General features: G+C 60.2%; 11 protein-coding genes. 8 read left to right on the plus strand and 3 right to left on the minus strand.

Annotation, left to right across the window (positions count from 1 at the left end):
• Positions 1-68 precede the first annotated feature (68 nt).
• The 4 genes from ACI0FG_RS17645 to ACI0FG_RS17660 all read left to right on the plus strand — a co-directional run bounded on the left by ACI0FG_RS17645 (position 69) and on the right by ACI0FG_RS17660 (position 4,172).
• Positions 69-1,196, plus strand: coding sequence for a DegT/DnrJ/EryC1/StrS family aminotransferase (locus ACI0FG_RS17645; RefSeq protein ID WP_419786328.1), 1,128 nt, complete (start codon positions 69-71; stop codon positions 1,194-1,196).
• Entirely contained in the window at positions 1,193-3,052 is a 1,860-nt protein-coding gene (locus tag ACI0FG_RS17650) for a polysaccharide biosynthesis protein (protein WP_419786329.1), read from the plus strand. Before ACI0FG_RS17645 ends, ACI0FG_RS17650 begins: the two co-directional genes overlap by 4 nt.
• Positions 3,053-3,425: 373 nt before the next feature.
• Positions 3,426-3,851, plus strand: a complete 426-nt coding sequence (locus tag ACI0FG_RS17655; RefSeq protein WP_419788410.1) for an HIT family protein — start codon at positions 3,426-3,428, stop codon at positions 3,849-3,851.
• A gap of 33 nt (positions 3,852-3,884) precedes the next feature.
• Positions 3,885-4,172: an integration host factor subunit alpha gene (locus ACI0FG_RS17660; protein ID WP_419786330.1), complete on the plus strand. Its 288-nt coding sequence runs from the start codon at positions 3,885-3,887 to the stop codon at positions 4,170-4,172.
• Positions 4,173-4,410: 238 nt separating this feature from the next.
• On the opposite strand, the gene ald is transcribed toward ACI0FG_RS17660, so the two are convergent.
• Positions 4,411-5,514, minus strand: coding sequence for an alanine dehydrogenase (ald, locus tag ACI0FG_RS17665; RefSeq protein WP_419786331.1), 1,104 nt, complete (start codon positions 5,512-5,514; stop codon positions 4,411-4,413).
• 45 nt (positions 5,515-5,559) lie between these two features.
• Positions 5,560-6,048, minus strand: a complete 489-nt coding sequence (locus ACI0FG_RS17670) for an Lrp/AsnC family transcriptional regulator (protein WP_419786332.1) — start codon at positions 6,046-6,048, stop codon at positions 5,560-5,562.
• A gap of 295 nt (positions 6,049-6,343) precedes the next feature.
• Between ACI0FG_RS17670 and chrA the strand changes: the two genes are divergently transcribed.
• Both chrA and ACI0FG_RS17680 read left to right on the plus strand, forming a co-directional pair.
• Complete coding sequence (gene chrA / locus ACI0FG_RS17675; protein WP_419786333.1) at positions 6,344-7,498, plus strand: chromate efflux transporter; 1,155 nt, start codon at positions 6,344-6,346, stop codon at positions 7,496-7,498.
• A gap of 121 nt (positions 7,499-7,619) precedes the next feature.
• Positions 7,620-8,726, plus strand: coding sequence for an AI-2E family transporter (locus ACI0FG_RS17680; protein WP_419786334.1), 1,107 nt, complete (start codon positions 7,620-7,622; stop codon positions 8,724-8,726).
• 15 nt (positions 8,727-8,741) lie between these two features.
• Here ACI0FG_RS17680 and ACI0FG_RS17685 read toward each other — a convergent pair whose 3' ends face one another.
• Positions 8,742-10,547, minus strand: a complete 1,806-nt coding sequence (locus tag ACI0FG_RS17685) for a 6-hydroxymethylpterin diphosphokinase MptE-like protein (protein WP_419786335.1) — start codon at positions 10,545-10,547, stop codon at positions 8,742-8,744.
• Between the two features lie 154 nt (positions 10,548-10,701).
• On the opposite strand from ACI0FG_RS17685, the gene ACI0FG_RS17690 reads away from it, so the two are divergent.
• Together ACI0FG_RS17690 and ACI0FG_RS17695 are read left to right on the plus strand one after the other, a co-directional pair.
• Positions 10,702-12,351, plus strand: coding sequence for an NAD+ synthase (locus tag ACI0FG_RS17690; protein WP_419786336.1), 1,650 nt, complete (start codon positions 10,702-10,704; stop codon positions 12,349-12,351).
• Between the two features lie 707 nt (positions 12,352-13,058).
• On the plus strand, positions 13,059-15,062 hold the full coding sequence (locus ACI0FG_RS17695; RefSeq protein WP_419786337.1) for a sensor histidine kinase: 2,004 nt from the start codon (positions 13,059-13,061) through the stop codon (positions 15,060-15,062).
• Positions 15,063-15,073: the final 11 nt, after the last annotated feature.

The raw sequence follows: 15,073 nt of genomic DNA on the forward strand, positions 1-15,073 counted from the left end.
TTCGAGATTGACGCATTTCGAGGAACGGGGTAGCTGATGCGGGGCATAGATTACATCAAGGAGCGACGATGGGAACCACGGATCGCATCTTTCTCTCCCCTCCCCACATGGGCGGGCGGGAGCTCGAATATATACATGCGGCATTCGACGCCAACTTCATTGCCCCGGCTGGTCCGCAGCTGGCGGCCTTTGAAGAGGCGTTCTGCGAACTGACCGGTTTTGCCCATTGCCTGGCCGTTTCCAGCGGCACGGCGGCCATTCATCTTGCTTTCAGAATGCTCGGCGTGGGTCCCGGCGACGTGGTCCTGGCATCGGACCTGACCTTCATAGGTTCGGTGACCTCCGCTTCCTATCAGGGAGCCGGTCTCCATTTTGTGGACAGTGATCCCGAGTCCTGGAACATGGATCCCCGGCTGCTGGCCAAGGCCATTGATGCCGAAGAGGCTGCCGGACGTCGTGTGGCTGCCGTCATTCCCACCGATCTCTATGGCCAGTGCGCGGACTACGACGCCATCCGGGCCATTTGCGAGCCGCGCGGCATTCCCCTGGTCATCGACGCGGCTGAGGCCGTGGGCGCGACCTACAGGGGGCGCGCGGCCGGACGCGGCGGCGACGCGGCTATCTATTCCTTCAATGGCAACAAGATCATCACCACCAGCGGGGGCGGGATGCTGGCCAGCGACGACGGCGACTTCGTGGCCGAGGCCCGGCGGCTCTCCCAGCAGGCGCGGGATGCCGCGCCGCACTACGAGCACACCACCCTCGGCTACAACTACCGCATGTCCAACATCTCCGCGGCCATAGGCCTGGGGCAGCTGACCATGCTCGACGGGTTCGTGGCCCGGCGGCGGGAGATAGCGGCCTGGTACGAGCACGCCCTGTGCGATCTGCCCGTCTCCTTTATGCCCGAGGCCGGCTATGGCAAGGCCAACCGCTGGCTGACGGTCATGCTGCTCGATCCGGCGTTCGGCGCAACGCCCGAGGAGGTCCGTCTGGCCCTGGAGGCGGAGAACATCGAGTCCCGGCCCGTGTGGAAACCCATGCATCTTCAGCCGGTCTTTGCCGACGTGCCGTGCACGGGCGGCGAGGTGTGCGAGGACCTTTTCGCGCGCGGCCTGTGCCTGCCTTCCGGCTCGGCCCTGACAGAGGCGGACCTGACCCGCATCGCGAACGTCATCAGGGGATGCGCCGCATGAAGCTGAACCTGCCGAACCTGCGCAACGTCAACTTCTACGTCATGTTTCTGGCGGATATGGTGATTTTCACCGTATCCCTGCTGGCCGCCTATTCCTTCCGGTTCGATTTCGACATACCCGCCGGATATTTCATCCAGTACAAGGGGATGATCAAGTATGTCCTGACTTTCAAGGCGGTCATTTTCCTTACGTTCGGTTTGTATCGGGGCATGTGGCGCTATACCAGCCTGGACGACTACTGGAAGCTGCTTCGGGTCACGGGCCTTCAGAGTCTGGTGCTCATTTCCTTTGTTCTTTTCCGTTTTTCATTCATCGGCGTGCCCCGCTCCATCTTCGTTTTCGACTGGGTGCTTACGCTGGTGCTCTGCTCCGGGCTTCGGCTCTCCATCCGTGCCCTTTTCAGCCGCAAGGCGACGCACGTGGCCTATGCCGAGGACCGGAAGACCGTGCTGGTGGTCGGGGCGGGGAGCCTGGCCGAGAAGATCAGCCGGGAGCTGAATGCAAATCCGGCCCAATACCGGCTGCTGGGATTTCTGGACGACAATCCGGCCAAGCGGGGGCGGACCATTCACGGCAAGCCGGTGCTCGGCAAGGTGGCCGACCTGCGCAGCGTCGGCGAGCGGGGCAATGTGGAGGAGGTGTTCATCGCCGTATCCGAGGCCTCGGCCGAACAGATGCGGCGCATTGTGGAAACCTGCAAGGCGTCCGGCATTCCCTACAAGATTTTACCCGCCATGACCGAGATCATGGACGGCAAGGTGGACATCGCCACCCTGCGCGAGATCGATTATCTCGACCTGCTGGGACGCTCGCCCGTCAGCCTCGATACAGGGCGCATCCAGGGCTACCTCTCGGGCCGTACCGTTTTGATCACCGGCTGCGGCGGGTCCATCGGTTCCGAGCTGTGCCGCCAGATTATCCGCTTTGCCCCCGGCCATGTGGTGCTGGTGGATTCGAGCGAATACAATCTTTATGAAATCCAGATGGAACTGCATCACGGCTTCGGGTTCACCAACTATTCCACGGTGCTCGGTTCTATTGCAGACTCGGACCTGATGCGCCGGGTTTTCGCCGAACACCGGCCCGATGTGGTCTTTCACGCCGCGGCGTACAAACATGTGCCCATGCTGGAGCGCAACCCCTGGCAGGCGGTGCGCAACAACATCCAGGGTTCGCGGACCGTCATGGAGGTGGCCGTGGATTCCGGGGTGGAGCGGTTCGTGGTGGTCAGCACGGACAAGGCCGTGCGCCCCACCAACGTTATGGGCGCGTCCAAGCGTGTCACCGAACTGCTCATGCAGTCTCTCAACGGCCGGGGTACCCGCTTCATGGCCGTGCGTTTCGGCAATGTGGTCGGCTCCAGCGGCTCCGTGGTTCCGCTTTTCCGACATCAAATCGAAGCGGGCGGACCGGTTACCGTGACCCACCCGGAAGTGACCCGCTATTTCATGTCCATTGCCGAAGCCTCCCAGCTCATTCTCCAGGCAGGCAGCATGGGCGAGAAGGGAACCGGCGGAGAAATTTTCGTTCTGGATATGGGCGTGCCCGTCAAAATCGCCGATATGGCGCGTGATCTCATCCGGCTTTCCGGTAAGGAACCGGACGTGGACATATCCATTGTCTACACCGGGCTGCGCGAGGGGGAAAAGCTCTATGAGGAGCTGATTACCGAAGGCGAAAACATCGTGCGTACCGAACATGACAAAATTCTTGTCCTGGGCAGCGACACACCGCCGGACCTGGAAGAACTGGAGCAGGTCATTGCCGATCTGTTGCGAGCTTCCGACGAGTGCGATGGCGATCGCATCCGCGGGCTCCTGCACCGCCTGGTTCCCGAATTCCACCCGGGCAGCTAGTCCCGGTCTTCCCGTTTTCGGCCGCCGGGTTTCCGCGCCTGTGGCATTGAGCGGTTGTTTGGCGCTAGCTGCAAGGGTATAGCGTCCGATGAATATTGCGGTCCCAACCTTTTGTAATAAAAGCAATTTGTCCGGCAAGTAGTTCCTAACACATGGGGAACATTGGCAACTTGCCGAATTTCAAGATATTTTCTAGACTTACGTTCCGCAAGCCTGTTCGTATTTTTTAGAGAAAGATGAATCGACAGACTTGATTTAACTGAATTTCCCGGTTAAGAATGTGGCTAAGTAAGAAAAGGTCTTTGTTGCAAAGCGTGGTCGGCAGCGGGTTCATCCCCGGTTTGGGCCTGCCTGCGGCAAAGAGGGAGATATGATGACGATCAAGGATTCGGAGTGTATTTTCTGCAAGATCGTGGCCGGGGAAATTCCCTGCGCCAAGGTCTACGAGACCGAGACCTGTCTGGCCTTTCTCGATATCGCCCCCGTGAACGCGGGCCACGCTCTGGTTTTGCCCAAGGATCATTACCCCACGCTTATGGACATCCCGTCCGGGCTGGGAAACGATCTGCTCGAAGCGTTGGGCAAGGTGGGCAAGGCCATTATGGCGGCCACGGGCGCTGACGGGTTGAACGTGATGCAGAACAACTATGAAGCTGCCGGGCAGATGGTGCCCCATGCGCATTTTCATCTCATCCCGAGGTTCTCGGATGACGGCCTGAAACTTTGGGCCCAGTCCTCCTATGATTCCCCGGAAGAGATGACCGGGTTGGCCGGAAAAATAGCCGACCTCTTGAAATAGTCTGTCAGTGAACCCTTTTTTTGGAGGCGATCAATGAGCACTCTTACCAAAGCCGGTATCGTGGACTACATCTACGAACGCACCGACAAGAACCGTGCCGAGATCAAGGATCTGGTCGAGACCATCCTTGATATCATGAAAAGCGCCGTGAAGAAGGACCACGCCCTTCTCATCTCGGGCTTCGGCAAGTTCGAGGCCTATGACAAACGGGCTCGCAAGGGGCGCAATCCCCAGACCAGCCAGACCATCACCCTGCCCCCGCGCAAGGTGGTCGTGTTCCGGCTGTCCCGCAAGTTCCGCGCCGAGCTGAATCCGTCCTAGCCTTCAGGCCTTCGACGGTCGGCTTGGATCACCGGGCAGTCCTTTGCGGCCTGCCGCGTGATCTTACAATGGCAAGAAAGGTCAAACCCCGTACGTGAACAGATCGTACGGGACTTGACCTTTTTGCGTTCATGGCGTGGAGGAGACCATTCTCCGGCATGTGCCCATGGCGTAAAAGAGGAGCGCCTCCGGACCAAACGGTCCGGAGGCGCTTTCTCATGAGAGGCGGAAGTGCTTTTTAGAAAGCGGTTTCAGGGGCGATGGCGTCGATGTCCAGCGCTTCACCGGCAGCGGGGCAGGTCAGCTTGCCCTTGTAGGTGTTCAGGCCGAGCATCAGGCCCGGATCGTCCTTGAGTGCATCCACGCCCTTGGCGGCCAGACGCATGGCGTAGGGAGTGGTCTGGTTGACCAGGGCAAAGGTGGAGGTTCTGGGCACGGCACCGGGCATGTTGGCCACGCCGTAGTGGACCACGCCGTCGATGATGAAGGTCGGATGGTCGTGGGTGGTGGGCTTACTGGTCTCGACGCAGCCGCCCTGGTCCACGGCGACGTCGACGATGACGGAGCCTTCTTTCATCAGCGGCAGCATGTCGCGGGTGACCAGCTTGGGGGTCTTGGCGCCGGGCACCAGTACGGAGCCGATGACCAGGTCGGCGCGGGTGATCAGCTCGCGGATGTTGGGCTCGGTGGACATCATGGTGGTGATGCGGCCCTGGAACACGTCATCCAGATACTGGAGACGGGCGTGGGAAAGGTCGAGGATGGTCACGCGGGCACCCATGCCCATGGCGATGCGGGCCGCGTTGGTTCCGACAATGCCGCCGCCGAGGACCAGGACCTCGCCCGGGGTGACGCCGGGGACGCCGCCCAGCAGAATGCCGCGGCCGCCCAGGGTCTTCTCCAGCAGGTTGGCACCCACTTGGGTAGCCATACGGCCGGCGACCTCGGACATGGGGGTCAGCAGGGGCAGGGTGCCGTCCTTGGAGCGGACGGTCTCGTAGGCGACGCCGATGGTTCCGGCCTTGAGCAGGGCATTGGTCAGAGCCGGGTCGGCAGCCAGGTGGAGGTAGGTGAACAGGAGCAGGTCGTCACGCAGGTAGCGGAACTCGCTCTCGATGGGCTCCTTGACCTTGATGACCATTTCAGTGGCCCAGGCTTCGCTGGCGGAAACCAGCTTGGCACCGGCGGCTTCGTACTCTTCGTCGGTCAGGCCGCTGCCCAGACCGGCGCCGGCTTCGACCAGCACCTCGTTGCCCTGGCGGACCAGGGAAGAAACTGCGGCGGGGGTCATGGAAACGCGATTTTCCAGGGTTTTGATTTCCTTGGGGATACCGATAATCATGGGGGACTCTCCTCTTTGTTCGATGCAGCGCCGCCGAGAGCGGCCTTAAGGTTGATTATTGAAGGATTCGACCACGGCGTCGGGCAGATAGACCCACTTGCGCCGCGATTTCATGACGACAAAGGACTCGCTGGAATTGATGCCACCCACGCTGGAGAGGTCCTGGTCCAGAAAGTCGTATAAATCACCTATGTCTTCCGAGCATATGATTTCCACGATGATATCGTAGCGGCCCGTGACCACGGCGCACCAGTTGACGCGCGGCAGCGCACTGATCTGCTCGAGTTTTTCGCCGAGCTGTTCGTGGCTGTGCAGGGATATGCCGACCAGGGCCACGGTCAGGCCGCGGGTTCGCATGGGGTCCACGAGTCCGGCTATCTTGAGCACGCCTGCGTGGATCAGGTTCCGCATCCGGGAACGCACTGTGGGCGCGGTGACCCCCATGTCTTCGGCTATGCGGGCCGGGGAGAGCTGGCCGTCCGCGCTGAGGGCGGAGACAAGCTTGTGGTCGTTGGCATCGAGCGCTTTTTTCATTTCTTTGTCCGGTTCCATGTATTTTTTTCTTTCAGAAAAAATATCTATGCACTTTTTACCTAAACGGTAAAAGAATTGTCAACAATTTTTTAATTTGAGGGGCTATAAAACAAAATTGGCAAGACGACGTCACGTCGATGATTCTATTATTGGAAGCGGGGGCCTCCATTCTTGCGCCTCTGAGGCTGCCCGGACCGGTCCGCTTCGGACGTTCTTTTGCGTATGAGTATACATTCCATTCCATGGGGCTGGGGGGATTGCCACCGCTGTCGCGGCGTGGCATTGAAATGAAGCTATGTCCCGACCTTCACTTCCCGATATCTTTGCCCGCTTTTTGCGTCTGGGCCTGACTGCCTTTGGCGGACCGGCCATGGTGCCCTATATCCGGGCCATGGCGGTGGATAGGGAAAAGTGGCTGGACGAGGCGTCCTTTCGCCTGGGCATGAGCGTATGCCAGCTCATCCCGGGAGCCACGGCAATGCAGGTTTCGGCCTATGTGGGATTGCGAGCCCGGGGCGGGGTCGGTGCCCTGGCCGCCTATGTCGGATTCGGGCTGCCCGCGTTTCTGCTCATGGCCGTTCTTTCCGTCTTCTATTTCTCGGCCCATGACATTCCTGCCGTGGCCGCTGCCTTCAGCGGGCTGCAACTGGTGGTCATCGCCCTGATCCTGCACGCGGCCGTCAATTTCGCCCGGCGCTATCTCGACACTTTACCGTCCAAGGTGCTGGCCCTGCTGGCCGGAGTCTGGCTGGGGCTTAAGGGCAATCCGATCCTGGCTCTGGTAGCGGTCTGCGTGCTGGCCCTGTTTCTGTGCTGCGATGACGACGCGCTCCCCACTGCGCAGGCAGCAAAAAAGGTTGAGGGCCGTCCCCTTGCCGCCGCGCTGCTGTTTCTGGCCGGGTTGCTGCTTTTTCTGGGCGTGCTGGCTGTTTTTGCCCCGGCGCTGTTTCATCTCGGGGTGTTGATGGTCAAGATTGATTGCTTCGCCTATGGCGGCGGCTATGTGTCGGTGCCGCTCATGTTGCATGAAGTGGTTGAGGTGCGCGGCTGGCTGACCGGAGCACAGTTCATGGACGGCCTTGCCCTGGGGCAGATCACGCCCGGTCCCATCGTCATGACCGGCGCGTTTGTGGGTTATGCCGTGGCCGGACTGGTTGGAGCCGTGGTGGCAACGGTGACGGTCTTTTCCCCCTCGCTCATCTTCCTGTGCGCGGTCACGCCCTTTGCCGACAGGCTGGTCCATTCGACCTTGGCCCGACGGGCATTGCGCGGCAGTCTCGTCTCCCTGGTCGGGCTGATGGCCGCCGTGGCCGCCCGTTTTCTGGTCGCTACCCATTGGAGTCCGGCCGGGGCAGCCCTGGCGCTGGCCGCCTTTGTGGCGCTTCGGCTTGGCGTGGACATTCTGTGGGTCGTTCTGGGTGGGGCCGGAATCGCTGTCCTGCTTTTCTAATCACGCTTCCCTGTTGAACAAAATCGGCGCTGCTGCTACCTAGGCAGGGGAGAGACAGGGGCCGGTGCCGAGTCCGTAGCGTTTCCCGCTTGTCCTGCAACCCTATCCGCCGGGGTAATCCATGTTTGAAGCCGACAAACCATATACTTTTGATCGGGTGGTCCGCATGGTCCTTGCCTTGGCCGTCTTTGCCGGAATCCTCTGGCTGTTCGGCTATCTGGCCGATGCCCTGGTCCCCTTTGTCGCCGCCTTGCTGCTGGCCTACCTGCTCAACCCCGTGACCGTGGCCCTGGAGCGGCTGGTGCGGAGTCGGGCCCTGGCCGTGCTCCTGACCGTGCTTGGATTGGTGGCGCTGGCAGTCGGGCTTGTCTGGCTGGTGGTGCCCCGGATCGTTGCCGAGTTTTCGGCCATGGGAAGCGTCTTGCAGCAGCTTGCGGACAACTCGGGGCTGGCGAACCGGGTGCGCGAATTTCTGCCCGCCGACCTGTGGCAATGGCTGCGCGATTTTGCCGCCCGGCCGGATGTGCGAGCCTTGTTCACCGGCGAGGGGGCAAGGAACCTGCTCAAGACCGGGACCGAGCATCTTCTGCCCGGTGTCGGCAGCGTATTGCAAAGCACACTGGGAGTACTGGGCGGTCTGGTCAGCTTGGGGGTGATCCTGCTCTATCTGGTTTTTCTGCTGGCTGATTTCGGCCATATTCGGGATGGGTGGCAGCGCCTGCTGCCCGAATCCTGGCGCGAGCGGGCCGTCGGTTTTGCGGCCGAGTTCGAGGCCACCATGCGTCGCTATTTTCGCAGTCAGGTCGTCATCGCCCTCATTGTGGGCGCGCTCCTGTCCATCGGTTTTCTGCTTATCGGCCTGCCTCTGGCCGTGGTGCTGGGGATGCTCATCGGCATCCTGAACATCGCCCCCTATTTGGGGACGCTGGGCATTATCCCGGCCATACTGGTAGGCCTGCTCTCCGCGTTGGAGACCGGCGGTTCCCCATTGGTGGGGGCCGGACTGGTACTGCTTGTCTGCGGCGTTGTTCAGGCCATCCAGGATCTCGTCCTTGTCCCGCGCATCCAGGGGGAGAGCATGGGCCTTACTCCGTGGATGATCCTGCTCTCGCTGTCCGTATGGGGCAAGCTCCTCGGCTTTCTCGGCCTTTTGGTAGCCCTGCCCATGACCTGCCTGTGCCTCTCCTGGTACCGGCGTTGGCTCTCCTCAGAAGAAACGCAGGCGTAAGTCAGTCATCTTTTTTTAGAAGCGCCGTCCGGATTCCTTGGCCAGTTTTCGGCTCTTGGTCATTGCTGTGGCTAGCCGTTGCAGCAGGGTTCGGCTCATGTGGTGGACGGATTCCAGATAATATCGCAGACCTCTTTCCTTTAATTCATTTTTCTTGAAATAGTCTATGGTAAACCGATGGTTGTCGAATCCTTTGAATCGCTGCACCAGATAGCTGATGTTGTTTTTGTCCATCTGCTCCATGACGGCTCCGCCCTTCACTAGAAACATTGGTCCGTCCAATTCAAGCAAGCTGGCAGTCACGTCCCGCACATTGCACCACAGGTCGATCTCTCTGTTGATAAAGTCCATTGCCCTGTACACGTCAGGCGCGGCGGCCGGTTTTATGTCGAACAGGGCCGCGTGGGCCTTGCCTATATCTCCGCCTTCCATTTCGGGGGCCTCATTGTATTCTATGCCGCGCCCGAAAAGCAGGCTTTGTTTCGTTGTGTTGTAACATTTGACCTTGGACAGGCGAATGGTTTCGGCAAGCCACAGAGCCGCATCACGGAAGTTGGGCGTGGTATACAGCGTTTCGCCGGAAGGGGCGGCAACAGGGCAGAGCTGGGGAAAGCTGTGAATAAGCGGCTTTTGCTCCTCGCTGATTTCCTTGCCCGTGCCTTTGGCATAGTTCAGTCCCCAGGGGTTGTCCGAGCAGAGCTGCGCCCCTACCAGCGCGGCGCTGGTACATCCCAGATAAACGGCCAGACTGAAGGCCGTGGAAATGACCGAGCCATGCAGTTCCAGGCACTCCCGGGAGCCGAATATATCCGGCCTGTAGTTTTCAAAGATGAATTTTTGCCTGAATCGATCGCCCCCCAAATCACTGAGGGCGAGGCCGACCAGGATCGTATCCGGCATGGGGGGGGTGTTCTCAAACGCCTTGCCTGAATCCAGCGATACGTCATTAATGATCACAAAGTGTGGATGGATGCCCGCATTGACCAGCGGCTTCAGCGCGTTGTTGACAGCAATTATGACATACCGGTCGCGGTTCTCGCGGATATACTCCAGCTTGTTTATCAGGTCCGGCCCGGCCGCCACCAGGATGGCGCTGCTCCCCGCCATTTTGTCCCTGAGCTGTAGCAGCTGAGGAAAACGCAGGTAATCCGGGATGTTTGCGTACCCATGAACCTGCTGGTCAAAGATGAGGTCCCGTTTGATCTCCCGGATGGGGTAGGAGCGGCTCAGGAACTGGCCACTTACAGGGTATATGGAGTGCCGAAAATGGAGGATTTCCATATATTCGACGACGCGGTCCGCCATCTCCGGGTAATGCTTTCGGATTCTGTCTGTCTGGAATATTGCGGGGGTGCCCTTCTTGAGCAGTTTGCTCGGCAGTATCTCCATCAGGGCCGGATTGTACGTGTAGGGATCACCCGTAAAAAGGAAAAAACCTTCGCGGTTGAGTCGGGGCAGCCCCACTCCTTCCACAAATTCAACCAGCACTCGTTGGTCGAATTCGAACAGAAAGACCAGTGCGTCCTTATGGGCCATGGCCGTCCGGAATTCCTCCGTATCCGCCGCACCGATAAAAACAAACAGTTGCGTCAGTTCCGCTGCTTGAGCCACCGTCGTTCCCGGTTCGAAAAAGTTGAAGGCCATGAGGCGGTTATCCTCGAACGGATTTTTGAAGATCGGATTGACGAAGCGGCAAAGCTGAGTGTGGTCCACATAGGTGTGCGGTCCCGAATCCGGGCCGCCGTCACCATGGATCGGTACGTCTTCGGCCCGGCAGAGAATGCCGATTTCCACCAGGGCTGCTATTTTGGAGTTTTCCATAGATTTATCTGTCGGGTGGGCTTTGCAAGGCGTCGGGAACGCTTCCTACGCCGGGTTTACAGTATGGTCGAAAATGACCTCCGGACGGAAAGTTGTCAAGGCGGGGTGAGTCTCTCCGGTTGCCCGCAAAGCGTCTTTGGCGTATCAGAGCCCCATGAAAATCGGCGTGCTTCAGATCAACCCCGTGGTAGGCGACCTGGACGGCAATGCGGCCCGCATAGCTGAAGCGGCCCGCAAGGCAACCGCGCTTGGGGCGGATTTCTGTCTGACCCCGGAGCTGGCCCTCATCGGGTATCCTCCGCGTGACCTTCTTCTCTATGATGCGTTTGTCGCCCGCGCCCGCAGCCGGGCCGAGGCCCTGGCCAAAGAGCTGGCGGACGCCGCCCCCTTGCTGCTCGGCTGTGTGGATGCAAACGCCGGTTCGGGCAAGCCGGTCTTCAATGCCGCCCTGTGGTGCGAAAAAGGCGAGATCAGCCGCGTCTTCCGCAAGACCCTGCTGCCCACCTACGACGTGTTCGACGAGGCCCGGTATTTCGAACCCGCGCCCGTTGGCGACCCGGAAGCCAACATCCTGCGCTTTGCCGGGCACACCATCGCCGTAACCATCTGTGAGGACGCCTGGAACGACAAGGACTATTGGGAGCGCCGCACCTATGCCCGCGATCCCCTGGATGAAGCCGCCGCCCACGCCCCGGACCTGCTCGTCAATCTTTCCGCTTCGCCGCTCTCGCTGGGCAAGCAAGCCCTGCGCACGGACATGCTCTCGGCCGTGGCCCGCAAATATCGCGTCCCGCTGGTCTATGCCAATCAGGTCGGCGGCAACGACGATCTGGTCTTTGACGGCCGTTCCCTTGCCTTCGGTCCCGACGGCTCGCTCGTCGCACGCGGTCCGGCCTTCGATGAGTCCGTGTTCATCGTGGACAGCGCGAGCCGGTTGCCGCTCGACGAGCCCGACCTCTGCCGCGAGGCCGAGACCTGGCAGGCCCTGGTCACGGGCACGCGGGACTATGCCCGAAAATCCGGGTTTTCTTCCGCCCTGGTCGGCCTCTCCGGCGGTATCGACTCCGCTCTGACCGCCGTTGTCGCGGCCGAAGCCCTCGGGCCGGAGAACGTCATCTGCGTGCTCATGCCGTCCCCGTACTCCAGCCAGGGTTCCATCGACGACTCCCTTGCCCTGGCGGAGAGCGCCGGGCTCAAGACCTACACCCTGCCCATTGAGCCGATCATGCGCTCCTACATGGATACCCTGGCCGAACCCTTTGCCGGGCTGGCCGAGGACACCACCGAGGAGAACATCCAGTCGCGCATCCGGGGCAACCTGCTTATGGCTATGTCCAACAAGTTTCGCACCCTGCTGCTCACAACGGGCAACAAGAGCGAACTCGCCGTGGGGTACTGCACCATCTACGGCGATATGTCCGGCGGCTTTGCCGTACTCTCGGACATGGACAAGACCGCCGTTTTCCGCCTCGCCAACTGGTACAACAAAAATATCGCCCCCCACATTCCCGAGGCGATTCTCACCAAGCCCCCGTCCGCCGAGCTGCGGCCCGGCCAGAAGGACGAGGACTCTCTGCCGCCCTACGACATTCTGGACGCCATTCTTTCCCGGCACATCGAGCACCACCAGACCTCGGATCAGATCATCGCCCAGGGCTTTGATCCCGATACCGTCGGCCGGGTGCTCTCCCTTGTGCGCGGCGCGGAGTTCAAACGTCGTCAGGCCGCACCCGGCATCAAGCTCACCTCCCGCTCCTTCGGTACCGGTTGGCGTATGCCGCTCGCCTGCAAACGAAATCTGTAAGAAGGCCTCCGGCGGCCCTACCGGGGGTCGCCTTCGGCGGGACCAGGACGCTGTCCTGGACCTGCTCAAGGCTATGGCCTTGAGAATCCATTTTTCGCTTTCGCGGGAGGGGGTAACCCGCAGAACGTCTTAGGCGCACGGCGACGGATGGTTTCGCTTTTGTCTTGGTATCGGTTTGGTTTTAAGGAATTGAGGGCAGAGCCAAGATTTAATTGGCAAATATGCTCGGGTATTCCTGTTGACTCTATACCCGCCGAGCCTTTGCTAACAATCTTTTGGCAACTCTCTCTTCCCGCGAAGCGGCAATGGGATTCTTAAAAGTACCCACCACGTTTCTGAAAAGTCGCCCATGGCCTTGTTTTTCAATCCTGACAGGGGGTTACTTTTGGGTGACCTATGGTGATCCTTGATGATTTTCGGTGATCTCGGAAATGGTTTTACACATTCTTTCACACAGATATACGGCGTTTTTCTTTAACCATTCGAGTTGATGCAAACAATAGTCTGATTCACTTCTCGCAAGGCGGCCCTGATTCTTCGTCAGCCAGCGCGCTTTGACGGCGAATGGCGGCGTCTTCCGATGCTTCCGTGTTTCCAGACTCGAGCGGCCATTTCAACATACGTGTTGATAAGTTTCGGTTCACTTTGTAGCATCGTGAAACCATTACCGAACCAAGATGGGCAGCTTTCACAGCAAGGTAACGTGAATGAACAGTTTGCAATTGAATTTGCGCGCAGGAATTCTTCCGACGATCGCATTCCTGGCGATGGCCGGGCTGCTCGTTCTGGTTTGGCATCTGTTCCCTTCACGTCCCACCCCCCAGGCCAGGAACGGAATCCTCGACCTTCGGAGCTATGATCCGACCGCAAACGGTCCGGCTCCCCTCGACGGCCAGTGGGAATTCCATTGGGACCGGCTTCTGACCCCGGATGACTTTGCTCCGGAGGGTGAGGCCTCCGACACGCCCCGTTATCTCACCTTTCCCGGTACATGGAAGGGATATCCTCTCGACGGGGAAAAGCTGCGTGGCACCGGGCAGGCCACCTTCCGCCTGCGGCTCAAGCTCTGGCCAGACGCCCGGCGGGTCGAGTTGCGCCTCTTCGACATCACCATGGCCTACAAGCTCTGGGCTGACGGGAAACTGGTGGCGCAGAGCGGGACCATCGGCCTGAACGCGGAAAAGGAGGTCCCGCGGACCTCGCTGGTGCTGGCCGAAGTCGAGCCGACAGACGATGCCGTGGAACTGGTGCTCCAGGTATCCAACCACCATTTCCGCGAAGGCGGCGTGCTGGAAAGCATCGAGATCGCGCCTCCCGGCCTGCTGAAAGCCACTGTCGATCGGCAGTGGGCCGTATCCCTGCTTTTTGCCGGCTGCCTGCTGATAGTGGCTGTGTACCACCTGTACCTGTTCCACGAGAATCGGAACCTGTCGTCGGCCCTTTACTTCGGAATATACTGCCTGTTCATGCTTGGATACTGCACCACTTCCAATACGTCACTGTGGGTCGTGAACCGCTTCCTTCCGCCACTGCCACCTCCCCTCGCGCTCTACTTCCCGCTCTTCTGCTACCTGGCTTTGGGGCCCTTTCTCTATCGGTTCTTCAAATCCCTCTACCCGGATGAATTCCACACCGTGGTCCGGTATGTCGTAGACATTCGCCTGGGCATCTTCGTCGTCCTGCTCCCCTTTGCCTCGGACTACCACATCTCCCAATACATTGCGCTGACCATGCTGGTCAGTGCCGGGTATGGCATATACTACGTCCAGCGGCTCATGGTCTGCGTGTGGCGGAAGCACAACGGCGCGGGAGTTCTGCTCGTGGGTTCCCTGGTCTTCCTCCTCACCAGTCTGAACGACTTCCTGAGCCACGCAAAAATCATCAACAGTCCGTATCTCCTCGAGCCGGGCATGTTCTTTCTGGTGGTCACCCAGTCCTTGTCCCTGGTCAAACGGTTTACCCATGCCATGGTGGCCGAGGGGCGGCTTTCAGCGGAACTGGAGCGCAAGAATGCCTCCCTGCTGGAGGAGATTGAAGAGCGGAACCGGCTGGAGTGCCAAATCGTTAACATCAGCGAAGAAGAGCGCCGCCGCTTCAGTTCCGAACTGCACGACGGCCTGTGCCAGCAACTCATCGGCGCGCGGCTGCACGCGGCCATCCTGACCGATCAGCTGGCGGGCACCAGGGAAGGCCAGGCCATGGCCGACCTGACGGCGATGCTCGAAGCCTCCACCAACAACGCCTACCGCACCTCGCACGGGCTGTGGCCTGTGGAGCACATCCCCGCAACACCGGGGTTTGCCCTGGAAAAACTGGCATGCTCGATCGTCAAGGACACCGGCATCACCGTGACCTTTGAAAAGGACTGTCCCTGCGCCCAGTGTACCAACCCCAATGCCACCCCCCTCTACCGCATCGCCCAGGAGGCGCTGTCCAACGCGGTCAGGCACGCCTGCGCAAAGACCATCCGCATCACGTTGCGCTGCTCCAACCGGGGCGACGTCACCCTCACCGTCCGCGACGACGGCATCGGGCGCGAAGCGGCCGCGCGGCAGAGCTTCACCAAGGGCGGGCTGGGACTCAGCATCATGGCCCACAGGGCGGACATCATCGACGCGGACCTGCGGATCACGGACGGCCCGGACCGGGGCACGGTCGTCACCTGTATCGTGCCCTGCGCCGTGGCCGCCACGTTAGACGCCGAATCCTGACATCCGGGGCG

Source organism: Pseudodesulfovibrio sp. 7M6 (assembly GCF_050058625.1).
GTDB classification, from domain to species: domain Bacteria; phylum Desulfobacterota; class Desulfovibrionia; order Desulfovibrionales; family Desulfovibrionaceae; genus Pseudodesulfovibrio; species Pseudodesulfovibrio salinus.

Coding starts and splice junctions, on each gene's coding strand:
- ald (WP_419786331.1), bottom strand. CDS start 5,514: ATGATTATCGGTATCCCCAAGGAAATCAAAACCCTGGAAAATCGCGTT.
- ACI0FG_RS17670 (WP_419786332.1), bottom strand. CDS start 6,048: ATGAAAAAAGCGCTCGATGCCAACGACCACAAGCTTGTCTCCGCCCTC.
- ACI0FG_RS17680 (WP_419786334.1), top strand. CDS start 7,620: ATGTTTGAAGCCGACAAACCATATACTTTTGATCGGGTGGTCCGCATG.
- ACI0FG_RS17645 (WP_419786328.1), top strand. CDS start 69: ATGGGAACCACGGATCGCATCTTTCTCTCCCCTCCCCACATGGGCGGG.
- chrA (WP_419786333.1), top strand. CDS start 6,344: ATGTCCCGACCTTCACTTCCCGATATCTTTGCCCGCTTTTTGCGTCTG.
- ACI0FG_RS17695 (WP_419786337.1), top strand. CDS start 13,059: ATGAACAGTTTGCAATTGAATTTGCGCGCAGGAATTCTTCCGACGATC.
- ACI0FG_RS17660 (WP_419786330.1), top strand. CDS start 3,885: ATGAGCACTCTTACCAAAGCCGGTATCGTGGACTACATCTACGAACGC.
- ACI0FG_RS17685 (WP_419786335.1), bottom strand. CDS start 10,547: ATGGAAAACTCCAAAATAGCAGCCCTGGTGGAAATCGGCATTCTCTGC.
- ACI0FG_RS17650 (WP_419786329.1), top strand. CDS start 1,193: ATGAAGCTGAACCTGCCGAACCTGCGCAACGTCAACTTCTACGTCATG.
- ACI0FG_RS17655 (WP_419788410.1), top strand. CDS start 3,426: ATGACGATCAAGGATTCGGAGTGTATTTTCTGCAAGATCGTGGCCGGG.
- ACI0FG_RS17690 (WP_419786336.1), top strand. CDS start 10,702: ATGAAAATCGGCGTGCTTCAGATCAACCCCGTGGTAGGCGACCTGGAC.